The organism is Bradyrhizobium agreste, from assembly GCF_016031625.1.
Taxonomy (GTDB): domain Bacteria; phylum Pseudomonadota; class Alphaproteobacteria; order Rhizobiales; family Xanthobacteraceae; genus Bradyrhizobium; species Bradyrhizobium agreste.
On record NZ_JACCHP010000003.1, the window covers coordinates 15,289 to 35,090 of the forward strand.

The window sequence follows — 19,802 nt, forward strand, 5'->3', positions numbered from 1 at the left end:
ATGATCGGATGTCGGCTGGCGACGAGGCGGAAGCGGGTGAGGAGGCCAGGGTCGTCAACGGCCTCTACATCTTCGACATCGAAATGCGCGACGGCAAGCGTGGGCAGGCCAGGGGCGTGGTCGTACTCTGCGACGGCCGCATCATGGGCGGCGACAGCTACTTCTACTACACCGGAAGCTACACTTTCCGGAATGGCAAGTGGCGGGGCGACATGATCGTCAATCAGCACACCGAGGCGGTCGGCAGGACGCTCGCGTTCGGCGGCAGGGAGGTCACTTGCGGTTTTTCGGGCGACTATTCCGCCGGCGGCGCCGAGGTCGATGGCATGGCGCTGGTGGGCAAGACCAGCGTGACCTTCACGGCGCGACTGACGCTGAAGGATGCGATGTGATGGCGACTTAATCGGCTCCCTTCCACGGCTGCGTTCCTGCCCAGGAACCTTCGCACGGACAGAACGTTCGCGTCTGTTGTTGCGAATTGTCGAGGAGAGGGACCATGCGTCAACGTTTGCTGTTATCGACTGCGGCCGTCGGGCTCATGCTCGCGTCCGGCCTTGCCTACGCCCAGGCGCCCGGTGAGCGCAGGGACGAGCCGAAACGGACCGAGGAACCGGCCAAGGGCGCTGCTCCGCAGCGCGGCGGTGCGGCTCAAGACCGCGTTCAAGAGCGCACGCAGGGTGCCCAGGAGCGGGTCCAGGGCGCAGGCCGCGAGGATCGAGGCGGCGGCGCTGCCAAGAACGAGGCAAATGACGACAAGCGCCAGCCGGCGACGGCTTCGGAGCGCAATCAACCGAAGGCGAAGGATCAAGCGCAAGAATCTCGCGAGCCGGCGCGGGATCGCAACCGTGAGGCCGAGAGCGCGAAGCCCGGACGCGATGCGGGCAAGAGCAGTGCGGAAACCAAGCAGGACAAGGCTGCGCAGGACAAGGCTGCGCCGCAGAAATCAACCGCCGAATCCGAGAAATCCAAGACCCAGCAGAACCAGCGTCCGGGAACTGCGGCCAACCAGAACGAGCGCAGCCAGGCTCAGCCGCCGCGCAATGCCGCCGAGCAGCAGCCGCCGGCGCAACAGACCAACCGGCCGGCGACCGCGACCGATACCAACCGCACAGCTCCGGCCAGCAACGCGCAGACCGCGCCCGGAACCTCGGCCACACAGACCAACCAGGCCAATCAGACCACGCAGACCAATACGCAGGTCAACCAGCAGGCCCAGGTGACGACCGAGAGGCAGGTGCGGATCTCCGAAACGGTGAGCCGCGCGCGTCTCGCCCAGCCGGAGCGCAATCTGAACATCTCGATCCGGGTCGGCGAGACCATTCCGCCGCGCGTGCGTCTCCACAGGCTGCCGCCCGAGATCATCTCGATCGAGCCGCAATATCGCGACTACGAGTATTTTGCCACGGAAGACGACGTCGTCATCGTGGAGCCGCGCACGCATCGCATCGTCAGCCAGGTGCCGCGCGATCCGTCGCGCGCCCGTGCACAGATGGGCGGCGGCATGTCGTCGAGCATGGCGGCGGCCGGCGGAAGCAATGTGAACTGCCAGATCATGCGGCGTGACGCCTCGGGCAATGTCGCCGAAGCAGAACCGACGACCGTCGGCTCAACCACGCGCATGGATTCGTTGAGCGTGACAGTGCAGATGCCCGGCGGCGGCTCGTCCGCGCCGATCGCCCTCGGCGCTGCGGCGGGCGACATCGTGGTCGCGACGCAAGGGCAGGGCGACTGCACGGTGACGCTCGAGCCGCAAACGCGCTGAGACCGGAAGACGGCCCTGAAACGCGAACGCGCCGCCCGGCTCAACAGCCGGACGGCGCGCATCGCGTTCAATCTGAAAAGTTTCGAGGTCCGGAGTGCCTAGGAGTCCGGACCTCGTCACCTTGCCCCAGCCTTCAATCCCCCGCTCCATGTGGTCCCCCAACCCCATGTCGCGCGATCAGAGGGTGATGCCCGTGGAAGTGGCCGCCGATCGATGTCCCGCGATGTACGCGAAGGTCCGCTAGGATTCCATTCCGGAGCACTACGGACATGATAGCGCTTGCCGTTTGCCCGCGCGGCATCGCTCGCCACCGATCGTTGCTGCTGCTTGAGCCGCAGCGCGCGCGGGCACGATGTCCACATCTCGTCCGCGCTGGGGAAGACGGATTTCACGGGCCTGTCATTGAACTGGTCTAGCGCTGCTCCCGTCATCGCTGACGAAGGAGCTTGCCATGTCGAAGCCGGTGCTGGGCGCCGCATTGTCCATCAAGTCAATTCCCGCGCATCGTGACTGGCTCCTGGAACGGCAGCGCGATCTGGAAATCCAGGACTTTTTCCGCGCCGATCTGCTCGATAGCGACTGGCGCGTAACCGCCGGCGAGATCAAGCAGATGCTCGCAGGTCACACCGGGCGGCTCGGTATCCACGGCCCGTTCTGGGGCTTCAAGATCGACAGCCACGATCCGATGATCCGTCAGGCCGTGACCAAGCGCCTGCTGCAGGGCCTCGAAGCCGCCGAGTTCCTCGGCGCGACGCAGATGGTGATCCATTCGCCGTTCACGACCTGGGACCACAACAATCTCGATCTCTATCCCGACAACCGCGCCAATATCGTCGAGCGCGTCAAGGCGACACTCGCCGAGGTGATCGCGCGCGCCGAGACGATCGGCTGCGAGATCGTCATCGAGAACATCGAGGACAAGGACCCGCGCGACCGCGTGCGCCTCGCCAAAGCGCTGGAAAGCAGCAAGGTCCGTGTCTCGCTCGACACCGGCCACGCCAATTACGCCCACATCTCTACCGGCGCGCCGCCGGTCGATTATTACGTCGAGACCGCCGGCGACATGCTGACGCATGTGCACCTGCAGGACACCGATGGCTTTGCCGACCGGCACTGGGCGCCGGGCGAGGGCAACATTCCCTGGCTCGCCGTATTCCGCGCGCTGGGACGGCTGACGTCGAACCCCCGGCTGATTCTCGAACTCCGCAATCACGACGACGTCCGCAAGGGCGCGGCGCATCTCGCCGCGCTCGGTCTCGCCGAATAACGGTAAATCATAAAGGGCAGGGGTCATCCTCATGAGCAAGCTCACCCGTCGCACCATCCTGAAATCCGGCGGCGCCGCCGCAAGCACTTTGCTGCTGCCGCGCTTTGCGATCGCGCAAGGCGACAATCGTCCGTCGGTGACGATCGCGGTGCAGAAGGTCACGAATGCGAACGTGCTCGACGTGCTGCGCGAGCAGTCCAATGTCGGCGAGCGGGTGTTCTTCTCCTCGATCTGGGAAGGCCTGATCTCGAAGAACTGGCGCGGCAAACTCGAAGCCGTGCCGGGCCTTGCCACCGAATGGCGCCGCATCGACGACCAGACCGTCGAGGTGAAGCTGCGCCAGGGCGTCAAGTTCCACAACGGCGACGAGCTCACGGCGGAAGACGTCGTCTTCACCTTCAGCCGCGAACGCATGTTCGGCGAGACCGAGGCCAAGAACCGCTCCACCATCAAGGCGTTCGAGAAGATTCCGACGCCGCGCCCGGGCAAGGAGCTGCCGCCGGACGTTCCCGCGGTCGCCCGCCGCATCTGGCCGGACCTCGTGCGCGTCGATGCCGTCGACAAGTACACGGTGCGCTTCTACAACGCGACGCCCGACGTCACGATCGAGGGCCGGCTGTCGCGCTACGGCTCCGACATCATGAACCGCCGCGCCTGGGAAGAGGCGGCGAGCTATCTCGACTGGGCCCGCAAGCCGGTGACGACCGGCCCCTACAAGGTCGTCGAGCTCAAGCCCGACGTCTCGCTGACGCTGGAAGCCCACGACGAATATTGGGGCGGCCGGCCGCCGCTCAAGCGGATCCGCTTCCTCGAAGTGCCTGAAGTCGCGAGCCGCATCAACGGCCTGCTCTCGGGCGAGTACCAGTTCGCCTGCGACATCCCGCCGGACCAGATCGCCGGCATCGAGAAGAATTCCGCCTTCGAAGTGCAGGGCGGCACGATTCAGAATCACCGCCTCACAGTGTTCGACAAGAACCACGCCGTGCTCGCCAATCCGCTTGTGCGGCGCGCCTTCACCCACGCGATCGATCGCCAGGCGATCGTCGACAGCCTGTGGGCCGGCCGCACCCGCGTGCCGAAGGGGCTGCAATGGGAATTCTACGGCGACATGTTCAACGCCGACTGGAACGTGCCGGCCTACGATCCCAAGCTGGCGCAGGATCTGCTGAAGCAGGCCAATTACAAGGGTGACCCGATCCCGTACCGCCTGCTCAACAATTACTACACCAACCAGGTCGCCACCGCGCAGATCCTGGTCGAGATGTGGAAGTCGGTCGGCCTCAATGTGCAGATCGAGACCAAGGAGAACTGGTCGCAGATCATGGAGCGGGCGCCGACCCGCGCCGTGCGCGACTGGTCGAATTCGGCCGCCTTCAACGATCCGGTCTCCTCGCTGGTCGCCCAGCACGGCCCCAACGGCCAGCAGCAGCAGATCGGCGAATGGACCAACGCCGAGCTGAACACGCTCTCCGAGTTTCTGGAGACCTCGACCGACCGGGCCGCCCGCAAGAAGGCGTTCCGCCGCATGCTGGAGATCGCCGAGCGCGAGGATCCCGCCTACACGGTGCTGCACCAGAACGCGACCTTCACGGCCAAGCCGAAATCGATCAAGTGGAAGGCGGCGCCTGCCTTTGCGATGGATTTTCGTGCCGGCAATTTCGAGGCCTGAAGGTGACGCCGCTGGTCAGCATCGAGGACTTGCGCGTCGCCTTTAACGGCGTGCCGGTCTTGCGCGGCGTCGATATTGCCTTGCAGAAGGGCGAGGCCGTCGGCCTCGTCGGCGAGTCCGGCTCCGGCAAATCGGTGACGTGGCTCGCTGCGCTGGGGCTGTTGCCGCGACATGCGCAAGTCTCCGGCTCGGTGCGGCTCGACGGGCGCCAGATTCTCGGCGCGCCAGCCGGCGAGCTCGACCAGGTCAGGGGCGGGCGCATCGCCATGATCTTTCAGGATCCGGCGAGCGCGCTCAACCCGGTGCTGACCATCCGCAGGCAGCTTTGCGAAGCGCTGGTATTACACCGCGATCTCCAAGGCAACGCCGTGAAGGCGGAAGCGCGGCGGCTGCTCGATCTCGTCGGCATCCCCGACGCAGGCCGGCGCTTGGAAGCCTATCCGCACGAATTCTCGGGCGGCCAGGTCCAGCGCATCATGATCGCGATGGCGCTCGCCGGGAATCCCGATCTCTTGATCGCGGACGAGCCGACCACGGCGCTCGATGCCACCATTCAGGCGCAGATCCTGGAGCTGCTTTCAACCGTCCGCCGCGAGCTCGGCATGGCCATGGTGCTGATCAGCCACGACCTCGGCGTGGTCGCGGAGAATTGCGACCGCGTCGCGGTGATGTATGCCGGCCGCATCGTCGAGCAGGCCCCGAGCATCCAGCTGTTCGCCGATCCCGTGCACCCTTACGCGCAAGGGTTGATCGGCGCACTGCCGCCGCTCGATGGTCCACGGCGGCGCCTCACCGCCATTCCCGGCACGGTGCCTGATCCCGCGCACATGCCTGGCGGCTGCGCCTTCGCGCCGCGCTGTTCGCTGGTCGCGGAAGCATGCGGCCTTGCGGCGCCGACCCTGGCGCCGATCGCCGATGACCGCAGCGTCGCCTGCATCCGTGCCGAGGCCTCGCGCCGCGCGCTGCTCGGGATCGCCGCCGAATGAGTTCGCCGCTCGTCGAGGTCTCCGCGATCTCGCGCACCTATGCGATGCGGTCCGGAATGTTCGGGCGAGCCGCGGCCGTTCACGCCGTCGATGGCGTGTCGCTCACGATTGCCAGAGGCCAGACGCTGGGTCTCGTCGGCGAATCCGGTTCGGGCAAATCCACCACGGGCCGCCTCGTGCTCGGCCTCGAGCCGCCGGACCGCGGCGCGGTGCGGTTCGATGGCAAGCCGATGACCGCGCTTGGGACGACGGCCTGGCGTGCGCAGCGCGCGCGGATGCAGATGATCTTCCAGGATCCGCTCGGCGCGCTCGACCGTCGACTGCCGGTCGCAACGCAGATCCGCGAGCCGCTTGATATTCACGGCATCGGCACGCCGGCGATGCGCGACGACCGGGTGCGCGAATTGTTGCGCGCCGTCGAGCTGACACCGGCGCATGGCGCGCGTTATCCCGGCGCGCTCTCCGGCGGCCAGCGTCAGCGCATCGTGCTGGCGCGGGCGCTGGCCACCAAGCCGGATTTCCTGGTCTGCGACGAGCCGGTCAGCGCGCTCGACGTCTCGATCCAGGCGCAGGTGGTGAACCTGCTCTGCGATCTCCAGGCGCAGCTGTCGCTGACGTTGCTGTTCATCAGCCACGATTTGCGCGTCGTCAGGCAGATCAGCAACGTCGTCGCCGTGATGTATCTCGGCCGCATCGTCGAGATCGGCAGCGCCGACGATCTGTTCGCCCGGCCCGAGCACCCCTACACCCAGGCCCTGGTCTCGGCCTCGCCCGCGCCGGGCCGCCGCAGCGCGGGCCGCATCGTGCTATCAGGCGATCCGCCGAACCCGGCCGCGCGCCCCGCAGGCTGCGCCTTCCATCCGCGCTGCCCGCGCGCCATTGCGCGCTGTGCGAGCGAGGTGCCGGCGCTGTCCGCCGTCGGCGGCGACAGGCAGGTCGCCTGCCATCTCGTCACCGGCGCTGCGACACGGGATGCCGCCTGATGGGTCGTTATTTCGCCGTTCGGATCGGACGCGCTGCGCTCACGATCGTGCTCGTCGTCACCTTTGCCTTCATCGTGTTGCGCCTGTCGGGCGATCCCGCGCTGATGATCCTGGGGCCTGAGGCACCGCCCGAGGTGCTCGCGGCGTTTCGCAAGGCCTGGGGCCTCGATGATCCGATCTGGGCTCAATACTTCGATTATTTCGGCGCCATCGCGCGAGGCGAGCTCGGCCGCTCCATGCGCGACGGCCGGCCCGCGATCGAGCTGGTGCTGGAACGCATCCCGGCGACGCTGGCGCTGACCCTGCCGGCGTTCTTCTTCAAGGTGGCGCTCGGCGTTCCCGCAGGGATTTACGCGGCGCTGCATCGCGGCTCGGGAATCGACCGCGCCGTGATGATGACGGCGGTCGCCGGCTTCACCGTGCCGAGTTTCGTGCTCGCGCTGCTGCTGGTGCTCGTCTTCGCCGTGCAGCTCGGCTGGCTGCCCTCGGGCGGGCAGGACAGCTGGCGCCACGCCATCCTGCCGATCGCAACGCTCAGCCTCGGCGGCGCCGCGGTGCTGGCGCGCTTCACCCGCAGCGCCATGCTGGAGGTGCTGGGCCAGCCTTATATCCGCGCCGCATCCGCAAAAGGCGTGCCGTGGCGCAAGGTGGTGACCTCGCATGCACTGCCGAATGCAGCGATCCCGACCGTGACCATCCTCGGCTTCATGGTCGGCACGCTGATCGCAGGCGCCGTCGTGGTCGAGAGCGTGTTCGCCTGGCCGGGAGTAGGGCGGCTTCTTGTCGTTGCGGTCGCCAATCGCGATCTCGCCGTCGTGCAATGCATCCTGCTGTTGGTCGCGATGACCATGGTGACGTCCAATCTGATCGTCGATTTCCTCTACGGCTTCCTCGATCCGCGCCTGCGCAGCAAGGGAGCGCATGCATGACCGACGCCACGCTCAAGGTTACCCCTATCCGCCGCCGCTTCGGCCTGCCGGCCGTTCCGATCTCAGTTGCGCTGGCGGTCACCTGGATCGTCGCGATGCTGCTGATCGCGGCCTTTGCGGAGAAGATCGCGCCTTACGGTTTCACGCAGCTCGACCTGCGCAACCGGCTCGCTGCGCCCGGCAATGCCGCGCACTGGCTCGGCACCGACGAGCTTGGCCGGGACGTGCTGTCGCGGCTGCTCGTTTCCATCCGCATCTCGCTGCTGATCGCGTTCGGCGCCACCGCGATCTCGGCCGTGGTCGGGACCATGCTCGGCTTCCTCGCCGCCCATTTTCGCGGGGCCGTCGAGCAGCTCGTGCTGATGCTGTCGGACTTCCAGGCCAGCATGCCGTTCCTGATCATGGCGCTGGCCGTGCTCGCCTTTTTCGGCAACTCGCTGCCACTTCTGGTCGGCCTGATGGGCCTGTTCGGCTGGGAGCGCTATGCCCGCATCGCGCGCGGCCTTGCCATCTCCGCCAATGCGCAAGGCTACGCCGCCGCCGTCCGCCAGTTGGGGGCGACGCCGTCGCGGATCTACCTCCGGCACATCCTGCCCAACATCGCCTCGACCCTGATCGTTTCGACCACGCTGGTCTTCCCCGAGGTAATCCTGATGGAGTCGGGCCTGTCCTTCCTCGGCCTCGGCGTGCAGCCGCCGATGACCAGCCTCGGCAACATGGTCGGCTACGGCCGCGAATATCTGACCCGCGCCCCCTGGATCATGCTGGCGCCGGCGACCACCATCGTGGTGACCACGCTCGCGGTCTCCGTGATCGGCGACTGGCTGCGCGACCGGCTCGATCCGACGCTGCAATAGGGGCTCCGACACCCCCCGCTGTCATTCCGGGGCGCGCCGAAAGGCGCGAACCCGGAATCCATTGTCCCGCGGGTGCTGCCGCCCGATGGATTCCGGGTTCGATGCTGCGCATCGCCCCGGAATGACGGAGAGGTAAGACCGGCGACAAAAACCCCGCGCCGGGAGCAGGGGAGCCCTGCCGGGCCCAAGTTCCCGTTGCGCCCGCCGGATCCGTGCGCTATCCGGCCCGAAAGGCCTGAGGCGGCTTCATATTTTCCCGCCCCGGCCCAACCCGAGGACGGAAACCGCCATGCCAGCCTATCGCTCCCGCACCACAACCCACGGCCGCAACATGGCGGGCGCCCGCGGCCTCTGGCGCGCGACCGGCATGAAGGACGCCGATTTCGGCAAGCCGATCATCGCGGTCGTCAATTCCTTCACCCAGTTCGTGCCCGGCCACGTCCATCTGAAGGACCTCGGCCAGCTCGTGGCCCGCGAGATCGAGCAGGCCGGCGGCGTCGCCAAGGAGTTCAACACCATCGCGGTCGACGATGGCATCGCCATGGGCCATGACGGCATGCTCTACAGCCTGCCGTCGCGTGAGCTGATCGCCGACAGCGTCGAGTACATGGCCAACGCGCATTGCGCCGACGGTCTCGTCTGCATCTCCAACTGCGACAAGATCACGCCCGGCATGCTGATGGCAGCGCTCAGGCTCAACATCCCCGCCGTGTTCGTCTCGGGCGGGCCGATGGAGGCCGGCAAGGTCAAGCTGGCCGGCAAGACCAAGGCCGTCGACCTCATCGACGCCATGGTGGCCGCGGCGGATTCCAAGGTCAGCGACGACGACGTCAAGGTGATCGAGCGCTCGGCGTGCCCGACCTGCGGCTCCTGCTCGGGCATGTTCACCGCCAATTCCATGAACTGCCTGACCGAGGCGCTGGGCCTCGCGCTGCCCGGCAACGGCTCGGTGGTCGCAACCCATGCCGACCGCAAGCGGCTGTTCGTCGAGGCCGGCCACACCATCGTCGATCTGGTCCGCCGCTATTACGAGCAGGACGACGCCTCCGTGTTGCCGCGCAACATCGCCAACTTCAAGGCATTCGAGAACGCGATGACGCTCGACATCGCCATGGGCGGCTCGACCAACACCGTGCTGCATCTGCTCGCCGCGGCCCATGAAGGGCAGGTCGAGTTCACCATGCGCGACATCGACCGGCTTTCGCGCCGCGTGCCGGTGCTCTGCAAGGTCGCGCCCTCCGTCGCCGACGTGCACGTCGAGGACGTGCATCGTGCCGGTGGCATCATGGGCATCCTGGGCGAGCTCGACCGCGCCGGGCTGATCGACACTTCGGTCTCGACGGTGCACGCGCCGACCATGAACGAGGCGCTGGAGCGCTGGGACATCAAGCGCACCAAGAGCGAGACGGTGCGCACCTTTTATCGCGCCTCGCCCGGCGGCATCCCGACGCAGGTCGCCTTCAGCCAGGAGCGCCGTTACGACGAGCTCGATGCCGACCGCGAGAAGGGCGTGGTGCGCGATCTCGAACACGCCTTCAGCAAGGACGGCGGCCTCGCCGTGCTCTACGGCAATCTCGCGCAGGACGGCTGCATCGTGAAGACCGCCGGTGTCGATGCCTCGATCCTGAAATTCTCCGGCCCCGCGCGCGTGTTCGAAAGCCAGGACGCGGCGGTCGAAGGCATTCTGGGCGGCAAGGTCGTCGCGGGCGAGGTCGTCGTGGTGCGCTACGAAGGCCCGCGCGGCGGCCCCGGCATGCAGGAGATGCTGTATCCGACCAGCTATTTGAAATCGATGGGCCTGGGCAAGGCTTGCGCGCTCGTCACCGACGGCCGCTTCTCGGGCGGCTCGTCCGGCCTGTCGATCGGACATCTGTCGCCGGAAGCCGCCGAAGGCGGCAATATCGGTCTCGTGCGCGACGGCGACCGCATCGCCATCGACATCCCGAACCGCAGCATCAGCCTCGAGGTTTCCGACGAGGAGCTCGTCAGGCGCCGCGCTGCGGAGGAGGCGAAGGGCGATGCCGCCTGGCAGCCGGCCAATCGCAAGCGCAACGTCTCCACCGCGCTGCAGGCCTACGCCGCGCTCACCACCAGCGCCGCGCGCGGCGCGGTGCGCGAGGTGAAGCGGCGTCCGAAGTAGGCGCCCGATCGGCACCACAAGGATGGGTCGGCGATCTTCGGAACGCCTCGCGGCTCCCTGCGAGCAGGCCGTCGCGCTGTTGCAGGAAACGCGAAGCCGAAACGGAGATTTGGAAGAACGGCCCCCGCGTCCCCGGGGCGTGGGCTGGTTGGGTGGGGAGCGGGAGCCGTTTGCGTAGTGGGCACCCGACGTGCGGGCTCGCCCGCCAGGCGCCACCACCTTAGTGCATTTATCCACATTATGCTATTTAATTTATATTAATTGTCTTTTTATTTCGATTTAATCGTGCCATCCTGAGAAAAATCGCCAAAATCCGATTTTCCGAATCCGGCCGAGGCGGTCGCCGTGTCGAGGTACGTCCGCAAAGGTTCGGATTGCCAGCAGCGGAGTTAGTCATGAGCCATTCTCCATCACTCGTGCCGCAAATCACGACAGACCGGGACGTCTACCTCGTGCTCGATGACTTCGGCCGCCGGCTGGGCAGGGCCTGGTGCGAGACGGCCGAGGAGGACGCCAATCGCGCGACCCTGCTCAGACATCTCGCCGAAGGGCAGTATCTCCATCCCACACGTATCGTGGCGTTCAACACCGCGGAGGGATGGTCGCGGGATGCCACCGCCGAAATTGCCGATGAGCTGCGTCGCCGCTTCGTCGAGCTCGAGGAGACCGATCCCTCGCTGCTGGAGTTCCTGGAAAGAGCAGCGAGGCGTTGAAGCTCTTACTGTCGAGGGCGGATGAACGCTGCAAATTGTGCTCGAACGAGCACCGCGGCGATGTCCGATTCCGCACGCGCTTGTCATGCGCACGTCGCTGCAAACATTCCCGCGCGCTTATGCGCGTGGTCAATGAGTTCTTACCGCTCCGCCGCGACCGGCCGTTCGCATTAAGGATGCTCCGACGAAGTTCGGCAAAGCAAGGTTTAGCGGCATATACTCGCGCGACCTTCGCTAATCCATTTCGGGCAACTGGGGCACCGCTACAATGTCTCGTACTCTTGCTGTCGTTTTCTCGACCGCCGTCGCCGCGATTTCCATGACGGGCGCAGCCTCCGCCGGCTGCTACAATTGCTACACGCCGTCGCCGTGCACGACCTGCTATCAGCAGCAATATGTGCCGCCGCAATATCGCACCGTCGACGAGACCGTGATGGTCTCCCCGGGCGCTGTGGTCGCGCACCGTACACCGGCGCAGTATCGCACCGTGATGGTGCCGCAGACCGTGATGGTCGCGCCGCCGAGCGTCCAGTACGAGCGCATCCCGCCGCAATACGCCACCCGCCAGCGCGTCGAGATGGTTTCGCCGGGCTATTCCTACTACGCCCCGGTGCAGATGAACTGCGCGTCCTGCGGCTATTGACGCCAGCCAACGGAACAGGCTTCGAGCGGCGCTCCCTTAAGGGGGCGCCGTTTGCTTTTACGAGGCGCAAAGCGAGGCCCGGGTATGGAGACCAATCCGGCCGGGCCTCGCAACCAGCGATGCCCTGGGAGACGTCGCCAGTGTCTGCGGATTTGCGAAGGCAATAGGCTAAGCGAGCAGGCTGACGCTTGCCTGACAAGAAGCCGGAGGCGAGGGCGGGCCAACTTCGCGTTGCCTTGCGCAGGCGACTGGGTTAAGCGACAGCCATTCCAGGCTCAGGAAGGGTGGCCGAGTGGTTTAAGGCACCGGTCTTGAAAACCGGCGTGCCCGCAAGGGTACCGTGGGTTCGAATCCCACCCCTTCCGCCAAAACATCAGCAAAATCAATTACTTACATCGATTGTTGCGATCGAACGCACAAATGAACGTACAACCGATGCTGATTTGATCGTCGCGGAAGGCGTCGCGATATTTTGGACTGCAATCGCCATACGCTTTCTGCTCGCACGACTAAGGCGAGGCCCGGCGGGCCAGGTCGTCACCCGTCGCAGCGAGCCTCTGCTGTGAATGCCCCGTGAATAGGCCGTTCAATCACCGTTGGGCCATGGAACGCTATTGTCCTCGCCAGAATTGAACCTCTGGAGGAGGACATTCAAATGCTCGTGACCATCGCAGCCGCCGCGCTAGCCCTTCAAACGAACCTACCGATTCCCTCAGGTATCCAAAGCCCTCCGTCCATCCAGCAGGTCCAATATGGTGTTCCCCGGCACCCACCGCCGTGCGGCCATGGGTGGGATCTGAGAGCCCGTGATGGCATGTGTTACCCGAACGGGTATCTTCCTCCGCAGGAGCAGGAAGCTCGGACACGCTACTATCGCGGATACGACTACTACCCTCGGCATCGGCGTCACTATCGCTCCTACTGGGACGATTGAGCGTGCGCGCGGCGGCGGGGTTGCCGCCGTCCTGTTCGTCGTCATCTGTTGGCGAGAGCGCGTGAAGCGGCGCCGCGATCAGAACGGAGAAGGCCCGCCAAGCGTAGACCGGCGGGCCTAGCTCTCTCAGCTCTGACAGAAACGCTGAAGGTCATATAGCAGCGACGTGATGATCGGTTCGTCGCCGCTCACGCCGTCCAGGCTGCCGTTGATCTCAACGCAGCGCAGCTTCGCGCGCATTCCTTCTATGGTTGCCGCGGGTGTTGCGGCCACCTCGGCAGCGAGTTGAGCACAGATCCGGCCGCGCCTTTTCACCTCGCGGTCGGCTTTGACGTACCCACGGGGGCGCTTGTGCCAAGCGTCAAATGCTTCAACGATCTCTCGACCACGCGCGGCCAGTTCCTCGGATGCGGGAATACGGCGTTGGATGATGGCAAAGGTGTCCGGAGTTTCTTCCTTTTCCGTCTCCCACTGGTCCACGTGTCGCCATTGACCAATGTCGCAGGGGCGGCGCCAAAACTCGTCAGAGGCCTCGAACGCCTTCCGCCCCAGCTCCAGATCTCGGGGCCGTATACGCAGCACCTCTGGCGGAGCCGGGCGCTCCAATTCGTCCAGTCTGGTGACGGCTTCGAAATAGCGCTTCTCCGCCGCGATGCAATCCTCGATGAGGTCGAATAGTGCCGCGTCGGGATGGGGAGAAGCGGGCGAGATATCCATCACGTTCGGCGCTGGCAGCGCCTCAGGCTGAGAGGGAATTGCAGCGGTGGCGAGCGTGGCGGCGCCAACGAAAACGTTCATGAGTGACCTCCTGCTGATCTGCGCCCCGCCCGAGGGAATCCCTGCCGACTGCGATGGTTCGCCGTCCACAGGGCCGCGCTGGCATGCGCCGGGCGGGCTGGTGGGAATCAGAGGAGGTGAGGAGAATTGACCCGCGCCTGGGGCGCTGGATTGAAGGGCCGGCCTAATGCCTTTTAAGCGGCGAGGACGCGAGCGATCAGCGCGTTGGTAGCCGAGCAACTATATTGGACAGCACTTTAGGTGGTAGGCCAATGCCTGATAATTTCCAGGTCGCGCCTTCAAGATGCATGCTCACGCTGCCCTCGTCCTCACTGTGGCCAAGGCGCAATGCTAACTCTACAGGCTTCACTAGGGTGATGCGTCGGGCGAAAACAAAGATGTTGGAGATGTCGAGATCGGCCAGGGATGACATTGATCCGAAATCTATGTTTTCGGCGGCGCTGCGGACCGCGCCGGTGTTTAGCAGCACGGCGAGATTTTCCGGCGTCATGAGTTTGATCGCGAGATCATCCGCGATCGTTGCGCCGAACGCATTGATCGCCATCCTCTCTAACGGGCGCACCGTCCGTTTCTGGCCAAGGCGGTCAAGGTAGGCGGACATCACCTGATCAACGATGGAATGCCGAACGCGCGGCAAATCGGTGCGAGCAATCACCTGGGTGGCGTCCCCGCTGCGAACCGCCGAGACTAGCGCTAACGTGGATACGAACGCCGACCCGGCATACACCACAAGGCAGAGCAGGAGGACCGCAGCGATACCAAGGAGCCACTTCATGAAGCGGCAATTTGGGCTCTCCGGCTTTGTTCCAATCAAAGGCGTTGGCGCCCGCCCGACGGCGAGGCATGCTTCGGTGAGGGAGGACCATCAGTGCCCGCTTACCTCGTCCGCATCATCGAGACCCGCGACCTCGTGGGCATCTTCGTCGCTGATGACGAGGACGATCTCGAGCTCGTTGTCGACGAGTGCACCGACGTGCCGTACTGTGAATATGTCGAGCTGCCTCCTGGCGGCGTCATGTGGGAGAGGCCGGCAAAACCGGTGCCCCTCGACCCGGGGGACCCTGAAGACGGCGCGTCGCCGATCGAGGAGTTTCCCTGGAGCGGCGCCTCTCTGACCGAGGCATGGTGGTTCATCGCCTACGGGCGAGACGAAGTGGAATGGATGCCCTTTGTGGAAGATCCGCCGCAACCACCGCGCCCGCAGCCGCTCACGAAGACGCCGAGGGACCCGGGCAGGGTGATCCCGATCCGGAAGCGACAATCGCCCTAGTGCAATACCCGGCCGGCCTCGGCGAGGCGGACCCTTTCTCTCAGCTCCTCGAGCTCCTCGATCGCTTCCAGCAACCTCAAGAGCTCGCGGGCAGGGTGTATCAAACTGGACTTCGGCTGCTTTGGAGTCCGAACTCGCTGTCTCATCGGTGCACGCCTCCATGCTGGGGACGTCCAACTGGCAAGCAGCGTGCCACCCCGTGAAGGGGTAGATTTTTAACGCAAATCAGCTGATGATGTCCGTGGGCGTGACAACCCGGACCAGAGCTATAGCCGCACATCCTTGATCAGGATGACACCGATTGACGTCGGTGGTGACGGCTGAATCGTGCGGCTTCGCCGCATGAACGGACGCTGGCGATGCGGCTCCGAACCCTTCCGCCAGTATGATCTCGCGCACTGGCGCGTCCGAATTCATCCGGGAGATAATACAGTTATTGCAATGGTCTGATCCAGAGCATCGATCGTCGTAAGACCGTAGGGGCAGGGCGGCGTGAACTACGGTTGGCTCGCAGGGGTCACAACACGCGTCCCCACCCCGTCTCTTTGGGCATGCGCTAAAACCAGTCGTCAGCTCTTCGTGTCACCGCCCTTCAGCGCGTCCCACGCGGCCTTGTTGGCCCGGTCGAACGCCTTGCGGGATTCGGCGAGTGCGGCGCTCATCACCGACCATGACTCGCTGCCGGCCTGCTTCAGCTTTTGCAGGCGTGCTTCGGCTTCGGAGGCGTCGGACTTCATCTGCTTGAGCGCGGCGTCGACGTCCGCGGTGCGGGCTGCGGCGACCTTGCCAGCGGCCTCGCGGAATTTCTCTGCGGCCTCGCCCCAGGCCTTGGCCTGTGCAGCTGCAAGATCCCTGAACGTGGCCTGCTGCTGCTCGAGTTGTTTGCCGGCGCTTTCGAAGTAGGTCTTCATCTGGGCTTCGAAACCGTTCCATTGCCGTTCCAACTCGGCCTTGGCATCGGCCCACGCCGCTTCACCTTCCTTCGCCTTGGCCTTGAGCAGCGCCTGAAACTCGTCGCGGCGCTGCGTCAGATCGGACAGGAGCTGATCAGTCTTGACCTTGGACTCAGCCTTGGCCTGACCGGCCTTGACCTCGAACGAGCCCAACGCGGCGTCCATTTCGTCGATCCGCTCCTTGGCCCAGTTGAGATAGAAATGCATGCTGCTCTGCTGTGACATTGGCGGTCTCCGTTGATTGGCCGAGGTCAGTTTCCCAGAGCTTCGGCTTGTTGGTATTGACCTGTCTCAATGCTGTGGAGGGAGCGCAGCGCGCCCGAGCCAAGGGACGCACGAACCTGCGGCAGGAACGCTATCCAATGTGGGAAATTGGCCCGAGAACAAGCTTCATGGCGGCCAACGCATGTTCTTCTTTTTCTCGAACCGGCTGGGATGTCTCGGCTCGCTGCTGATCTCCGGCCTGGTCACGGTGATGCTGCTCTTGCTGCTCGGAGTCATTCGGTTCTGACGTTCGGCGCCTGGATCCAACCGTCATTTCTCCCTTCGTGCTCCGTCAGGAACTTGGCTCCAGCTCGCCAGTTGTTCGCAGTCTCGACCACACGGAGAGCGTCCTTGGAAAGCACCATCATTGGAGAATTCGACACGCGCCGCGGCGCCGAGCTTGCGGTTGAGCATGTCGTGCAGGAATGCGGCGTGCCGCGAGGCGACGTCTTCGTCCAGCCCGTCGGCGATGCGAATACGGTGGGAACACGCCCGGCAGGTCCCGACGCCAAGACCGCGCCCACTCCGGAAGGACGGCAGAAGCTGGAAGGCCTGATCGAGGTGTCAGTCGATTTTCACGGCGACGCCCCTGAGAAGATCGCGGATGCGTTGCGGAGCGCCGGCGCGAAGACTGTCCGCACCAAATGACGAATTGTGCGGTATGCCCAGTAAGCGCCGGACATCCGGCATTGCCGTCGACCCGCAGCTGCTGACGGCGTGGAACCCCTTGAGCATCCAGCGCGTTTAGACGCGAATGCCAATTGCGAGGTCCACCTGCTTCAGAGCTCATCGACTCTCATTCCCGGCGACACCGTCTGGCGGCGGTGCAAGGCGCGGCGCGTGGCGGTTCTGAACGACGCCGCCGCCTATTTCGCAGCGCTGCGGGAGGCCCTGCTGGAGGCGCAGGATCTCGTCTATATCATCGGCTGGGATATCCATAGCAAGACGCGCCTGGTCGGAGCTTCCGGTCGTGCGGATGATGGCCTGCCTGAGGAGCTCGGTCCCTTGCTGCGCGCCCTGGTGCAGCGCCGGCCCGCCTTGCGCATCAATATTCTCGTCTGGGACTTCGTCTCGTTTTACGCCTCCGAGAGAGAGTGGAATTCCGCGACGAAAATCACGGCCGACACGGATGGCCGCGTCCGGTTGCATCTGGACGCCACGCTTCCGTTCGGTTCGGCGCAACACCAGAAGATCGTCTGCGTCGACGGATCACTGGCGTTCGTCGGCGGCCTCGATCTGACGATCAGGCGCTGGGACACGAGTGACCACCGCGCCGACAACGCCATGCGCTGCGACCCTCAGCGCAAGCCGTATCCGCCGTTTCACGACGTTCAATGCCTGGTCGACGGGGATGCTGCGGAGCAGCTGTTCGCCCTCGTGGAGCAGCGCTGGCGTGCGGCAGGCCAACAGGCCGATGAGCGGCGCGCGCTGAAGACGGGTCGATGGCCGGCGAACGTGCCTGTCGAGGCCGAGCACTTGCCGGTCGGGATCGCCAGGACCGAGGTGGTCTGTCCTGCAGGCTCGACCATCAGGGAGGTCGAACGCTCCTTCATTGCGGCGATCCGGTCCGCAACGAGCTTCGTGTACATCGAAAATCAGTTCACCAGCGCGACCAGGATGGCGCGCGAATTGGCGGAGCAGATGCGTCGCGTGCCGTCGCTTCGGGTTCTGGTCGTCGCTCCGAAACTGCATTCGTCGTGGCTGGAATCTCAGGCCATGCAGAACGGCCGTGGCGCCTTCATCGACTGCTTCAGCGCGGCTGGCGTGGCCGATCGCATCCGCTTCGTCTATCCGGTCTCCCGCAGCGGCAATAAGGAAGCCGCGGTGATGGTGCACAGCAAGCTCATGGTCGTCGACGACCGGATCTTGCGGATCGGCTCGGCCAATTTGAACAATCGATCGATGGGCGCCGACAGCGAATGCGACCTCATCTTTGAAGCTGAATCCGAGCAGCATCGGGATTTCATCGCCTCGGTCCGCCGTCGTCTCATCGCTCATTTCTGCGGTCTCGACGAACAGGCCGTCTCGCAAAACGAGCATCGGCTGTTCGCCCTGCTGGACCAGGTGTCGAAAACGGGCGGGGCGAAGACCTTGCGCAAAGTGGAGTCCTCGGTTCTGACCAGCACGCTAGCTACCCTGGTTCAGCCGGTGGCGGACCCTGAGCTGCCGCTGCATCTGGAGCGCGCGGCATCGCGCATGTGGAGCACGAAGACGATCATCGGGATCGCCTCGATCGCCCTGGCGCTTCTTGGACTGGCGCTGGCCTGGTCGTACACGTCCCTGAGCGATTACGCCGATGCGGGCCGGCTCTCCTCGTTCCTGTCTGCCTATTCGCAGTCGGTCTGGGGACCGCCATTCGCGATTGCGGCCTTTGTCGTCGGCGGGCTGGTCATCTTTCCGGTTCTCGTGCTCATTGCTGCGACTGCCGCCGCCCTTGGGCCATGGCTGGGTTTCGTTACCGCAATGGCGGGCGTCTCGCTGAGCGCGCTCCTCCTTTTTGCGATCGGACGGTTCCTGGGCCGAGAGCGCCTTCAGCGCTTGCTGGGACGCCGTGCCGCGCGCATCCAGGAGCGCGTCGTCGGCAAGGGAATTTTGGCCGTCGTCATCATCCGGATGATTCCCATCGCACCGTTCTCGGTGGTGAATGTCGTAGCCGGTGCGAGCACGCTGCCACTCCGTGATTTCCTGGTCGGAACGCTGCTGGGCATGATGCCCGGCATTCTCGCCATGGCCGTTCTGGGAGCGCAGATCGCAGATCTGGCCAGGAATGCGTCCTGGAGCAACGTATTGCTGCTCACGCTGGCATTTCTGGGCTGGCTCGGCGTCTGTGCGGGCGCTCAATTCCTCGCGACGTGGCTCGCCGGGAGGCGCTGATGGCGCCGATGCGCTTCATGACTTGGAACGTGCACGGCACGTTCAATCTCAATCCGAAGTTCGATCTGGAGGGTGTTTGCTCCGTCATTCGCAAATGGTCGCCGGATGTCGTCGCGCTTCAGGAGGTGGATTCCCGATCGCGGACGGACGATCCGTTCGCGAAGCTGGCGCGTGTCGTCGGCGATCATCGCGTTCATGCCAAATCAATCGTCACGGAGGACGGTGACTACGGCCAGATGCTCATGAGCCGCCTTCCGTTCTCCGGCGTGCCCGAGATCGTCGACGTGTCATATCGGGAGCGGGAGCCGCGCAGGGCGATTGCCGCTGGGCTGTTGACGCCTTTCGGCGATGTCCGCGTGGTCGCCACTCATCTCGGCCTCAGCATCCACGAGCGTCATGCGCAGGCCCAGGCCCTGGTGAGCCTGGTGAAGCCCGAAAGGACCGTCGTGCTCGGCGATTTCAACGACTGGTTCTGGGTGAAATCGGTGCGGCGCGTGCTGGCGCAGGTCTGTCCGAACCGGACGCGGCTGCGGACCTTTCCGGCGCATTTGCCCTTGCTTCGGCTCGACCGCATCTATGCAACGCGGGACAGCCGCTTCGACAAGGTCTGGACCGACGAAGAGGCGAGAGCCTATTCGGATCATTTGCCGGTGATCGCGGACATCGCGATCTGATGGTTCCGGCGAGCGGAGCGCGGATGGGCTCCGGCGCCTTGAGAAAGTCGTTGTGGTATAGTGACTTAGCTACTGTGCATGGGGTT

18 protein-coding genes and 1 tRNA gene are annotated in these 19,802 nt (G+C 64.9%); 16 read left to right on the forward strand and 3 right to left on the reverse strand.

Going from position 1 to position 19,802, the window contains the following annotated elements; translation table 11 throughout:
• Nucleotides 1-8 precede the first annotated feature (8 nt).
• From HZZ13_RS04955 to HZZ13_RS05010, 12 genes are all read left to right on the forward strand, one after another.
• The gene (locus HZZ13_RS04955) at nt 9-392 is read left to right on the forward strand and encodes a GrlR family regulatory protein (protein ID WP_197958541.1); all 384 of its coding nucleotides are present in this window, start codon (nt 9-11) and stop codon (nt 390-392) included.
• 104 nt (nt 393-496) lie between these two features.
• Nucleotides 497-1,762: a DUF1236 domain-containing protein gene (locus tag HZZ13_RS04960; RefSeq protein ID WP_197958542.1), complete on the forward strand. Its 1,266-nt coding sequence runs from the start codon at nt 497-499 to the stop codon at nt 1,760-1,762.
• A 451-nt stretch (nt 1,763-2,213) separates the two neighbouring features.
• Nucleotides 2,214-3,029, forward strand: coding sequence for a sugar phosphate isomerase/epimerase family protein (locus HZZ13_RS04965; protein WP_197958543.1), 816 nt, complete (start codon nt 2,214-2,216; stop codon nt 3,027-3,029).
• A gap of 31 nt (nt 3,030-3,060) precedes the next feature.
• Entirely contained in the window at nt 3,061-4,698 is a 1,638-nt protein-coding gene (locus HZZ13_RS04970) for an ABC transporter substrate-binding protein (protein ID WP_197958544.1), read from the forward strand.
• A 2-nt stretch (nt 4,699-4,700) separates the two neighbouring features.
• On the forward strand, nt 4,701-5,684 hold the full coding sequence (locus tag HZZ13_RS04975; RefSeq protein WP_197958545.1) for an ABC transporter ATP-binding protein: 984 nt from the start codon (nt 4,701-4,703) through the stop codon (nt 5,682-5,684).
• A complete protein-coding gene (locus HZZ13_RS04980; protein WP_197958546.1) occupies nt 5,681-6,667 on the forward strand; it encodes an ABC transporter ATP-binding protein in 987 nt (328 codons plus the stop codon). Before HZZ13_RS04975 ends, HZZ13_RS04980 begins: the two co-directional genes overlap by 4 nt.
• Complete coding sequence (locus HZZ13_RS04985) at nt 6,667-7,596, forward strand: ABC transporter permease (protein WP_197958547.1); 930 nt, start codon at nt 6,667-6,669, stop codon at nt 7,594-7,596. Before HZZ13_RS04980 ends, HZZ13_RS04985 begins: the two co-directional genes overlap by 1 nt.
• The gene (locus tag HZZ13_RS04990; protein WP_197958548.1) at nt 7,593-8,453 is read left to right on the forward strand and encodes an ABC transporter permease; all 861 of its coding nucleotides are present in this window, start codon (nt 7,593-7,595) and stop codon (nt 8,451-8,453) included. Before HZZ13_RS04985 ends, HZZ13_RS04990 begins: the two co-directional genes overlap by 4 nt.
• Nucleotides 8,454-8,742: 289 nt before the next feature.
• Nucleotides 8,743-10,593: a dihydroxy-acid dehydratase gene (gene ilvD / locus HZZ13_RS04995; RefSeq protein WP_197958549.1), complete on the forward strand. Its 1,851-nt coding sequence runs from the start codon at nt 8,743-8,745 to the stop codon at nt 10,591-10,593.
• Between the two features lie 395 nt (nt 10,594-10,988).
• The gene (locus tag HZZ13_RS05000) at nt 10,989-11,306 is read left to right on the forward strand and encodes a hypothetical protein (RefSeq protein WP_172788926.1); all 318 of its coding nucleotides are present in this window, start codon (nt 10,989-10,991) and stop codon (nt 11,304-11,306) included.
• A 319-nt stretch (nt 11,307-11,625) separates the two neighbouring features.
• Entirely contained in the window at nt 11,626-11,949 is a 324-nt protein-coding gene (locus tag HZZ13_RS05005; protein ID WP_197958867.1) for a hypothetical protein, read from the forward strand.
• A 278-nt stretch (nt 11,950-12,227) separates the two neighbouring features.
• Nucleotides 12,228-12,317 (forward strand) — tRNA-Ser (locus tag HZZ13_RS05010).
• A 692-nt stretch (nt 12,318-13,009) separates the two neighbouring features.
• On the opposite strand, the gene HZZ13_RS05015 is transcribed toward HZZ13_RS05010, so the two are convergent.
• Complete coding sequence (locus tag HZZ13_RS05015) at nt 13,010-13,681, reverse strand: hypothetical protein (protein ID WP_197958550.1); 672 nt, start codon at nt 13,679-13,681, stop codon at nt 13,010-13,012.
• Between the two features lie 196 nt (nt 13,682-13,877).
• The gene (locus HZZ13_RS05020) at nt 13,878-14,456 is read right to left on the reverse strand and encodes a DUF2939 domain-containing protein (RefSeq protein ID WP_197958551.1); all 579 of its coding nucleotides are present in this window, start codon (nt 14,454-14,456) and stop codon (nt 13,878-13,880) included.
• 93 nt (nt 14,457-14,549) lie between these two features.
• Between HZZ13_RS05020 and HZZ13_RS05025 the strand changes: the two genes are divergently transcribed.
• Complete coding sequence (locus tag HZZ13_RS05025) at nt 14,550-14,951, forward strand: hypothetical protein (RefSeq protein ID WP_197958552.1); 402 nt, start codon at nt 14,550-14,552, stop codon at nt 14,949-14,951.
• A 569-nt stretch (nt 14,952-15,520) separates the two neighbouring features.
• On the opposite strand, the gene HZZ13_RS05030 is transcribed toward HZZ13_RS05025, so the two are convergent.
• On the reverse strand, nt 15,521-16,129 hold the full coding sequence (locus HZZ13_RS05030; RefSeq protein WP_197958553.1) for a sll1863 family stress response protein: 609 nt from the start codon (nt 16,127-16,129) through the stop codon (nt 15,521-15,523).
• A 390-nt stretch (nt 16,130-16,519) separates the two neighbouring features.
• Here HZZ13_RS05030 and HZZ13_RS05035 point away from each other — a divergent pair, with 390 nt between their 5' ends.
• From HZZ13_RS05035 to HZZ13_RS05045, 3 genes are all read left to right on the forward strand, one after another.
• Complete coding sequence (locus HZZ13_RS05035) at nt 16,520-16,816, forward strand: hypothetical protein (protein ID WP_197958554.1); 297 nt, start codon at nt 16,520-16,522, stop codon at nt 16,814-16,816.
• 192 nt (nt 16,817-17,008) lie between these two features.
• Nucleotides 17,009-19,042: a VTT domain-containing protein gene (locus tag HZZ13_RS05040; RefSeq protein WP_197958868.1), complete on the forward strand. Its 2,034-nt coding sequence runs from the start codon at nt 17,009-17,011 to the stop codon at nt 19,040-19,042.
• Complete coding sequence (locus tag HZZ13_RS05045; RefSeq protein ID WP_197958555.1) at nt 19,042-19,716, forward strand: endonuclease/exonuclease/phosphatase family protein; 675 nt, start codon at nt 19,042-19,044, stop codon at nt 19,714-19,716. Before HZZ13_RS05040 ends, HZZ13_RS05045 begins: the two co-directional genes overlap by 1 nt.
• Nucleotides 19,717-19,802: the final 86 nt, after the last annotated feature.

What these genes read in the sequence shown, in the direction of transcription:
- HZZ13_RS05020 (WP_197958551.1), bottom strand. Translation starts at nt 14,456, where the DNA reads ATGAAGTGGCTCCTTGGTATCGCTGCGGTCCTCCTGCTCTGCCTTGTG.
- HZZ13_RS05005 (WP_197958867.1), top strand. Translation starts at nt 11,626, where the DNA reads ATGACGGGCGCAGCCTCCGCCGGCTGCTACAATTGCTACACGCCGTCG.
- HZZ13_RS05015 (WP_197958550.1), bottom strand. Translation starts at nt 13,681, where the DNA reads ATGAACGTTTTCGTTGGCGCCGCCACGCTCGCCACCGCTGCAATTCCC.
- HZZ13_RS04960 (WP_197958542.1), top strand. Translation starts at nt 497, where the DNA reads ATGCGTCAACGTTTGCTGTTATCGACTGCGGCCGTCGGGCTCATGCTC.
- HZZ13_RS05045 (WP_197958555.1), top strand. Translation starts at nt 19,042, where the DNA reads ATGGCGCCGATGCGCTTCATGACTTGGAACGTGCACGGCACGTTCAAT.
- ilvD (WP_197958549.1), top strand. Translation starts at nt 8,743, where the DNA reads ATGCCAGCCTATCGCTCCCGCACCACAACCCACGGCCGCAACATGGCG.
- HZZ13_RS04965 (WP_197958543.1), top strand. Translation starts at nt 2,214, where the DNA reads ATGTCGAAGCCGGTGCTGGGCGCCGCATTGTCCATCAAGTCAATTCCC.
- HZZ13_RS04985 (WP_197958547.1), top strand. Translation starts at nt 6,667, where the DNA reads ATGGGTCGTTATTTCGCCGTTCGGATCGGACGCGCTGCGCTCACGATC.
- HZZ13_RS04970 (WP_197958544.1), top strand. Translation starts at nt 3,061, where the DNA reads ATGAGCAAGCTCACCCGTCGCACCATCCTGAAATCCGGCGGCGCCGCC.
- HZZ13_RS04990 (WP_197958548.1), top strand. Translation starts at nt 7,593, where the DNA reads ATGACCGACGCCACGCTCAAGGTTACCCCTATCCGCCGCCGCTTCGGC.
- HZZ13_RS04955 (WP_197958541.1), top strand. Translation starts at nt 9, where the DNA reads ATGTCGGCTGGCGACGAGGCGGAAGCGGGTGAGGAGGCCAGGGTCGTC.
- HZZ13_RS05030 (WP_197958553.1), bottom strand. Translation starts at nt 16,129, where the DNA reads ATGTCACAGCAGAGCAGCATGCATTTCTATCTCAACTGGGCCAAGGAG.
- HZZ13_RS04980 (WP_197958546.1), top strand. Translation starts at nt 5,681, where the DNA reads ATGAGTTCGCCGCTCGTCGAGGTCTCCGCGATCTCGCGCACCTATGCG.
- HZZ13_RS05000 (WP_172788926.1), top strand. Translation starts at nt 10,989, where the DNA reads ATGAGCCATTCTCCATCACTCGTGCCGCAAATCACGACAGACCGGGAC.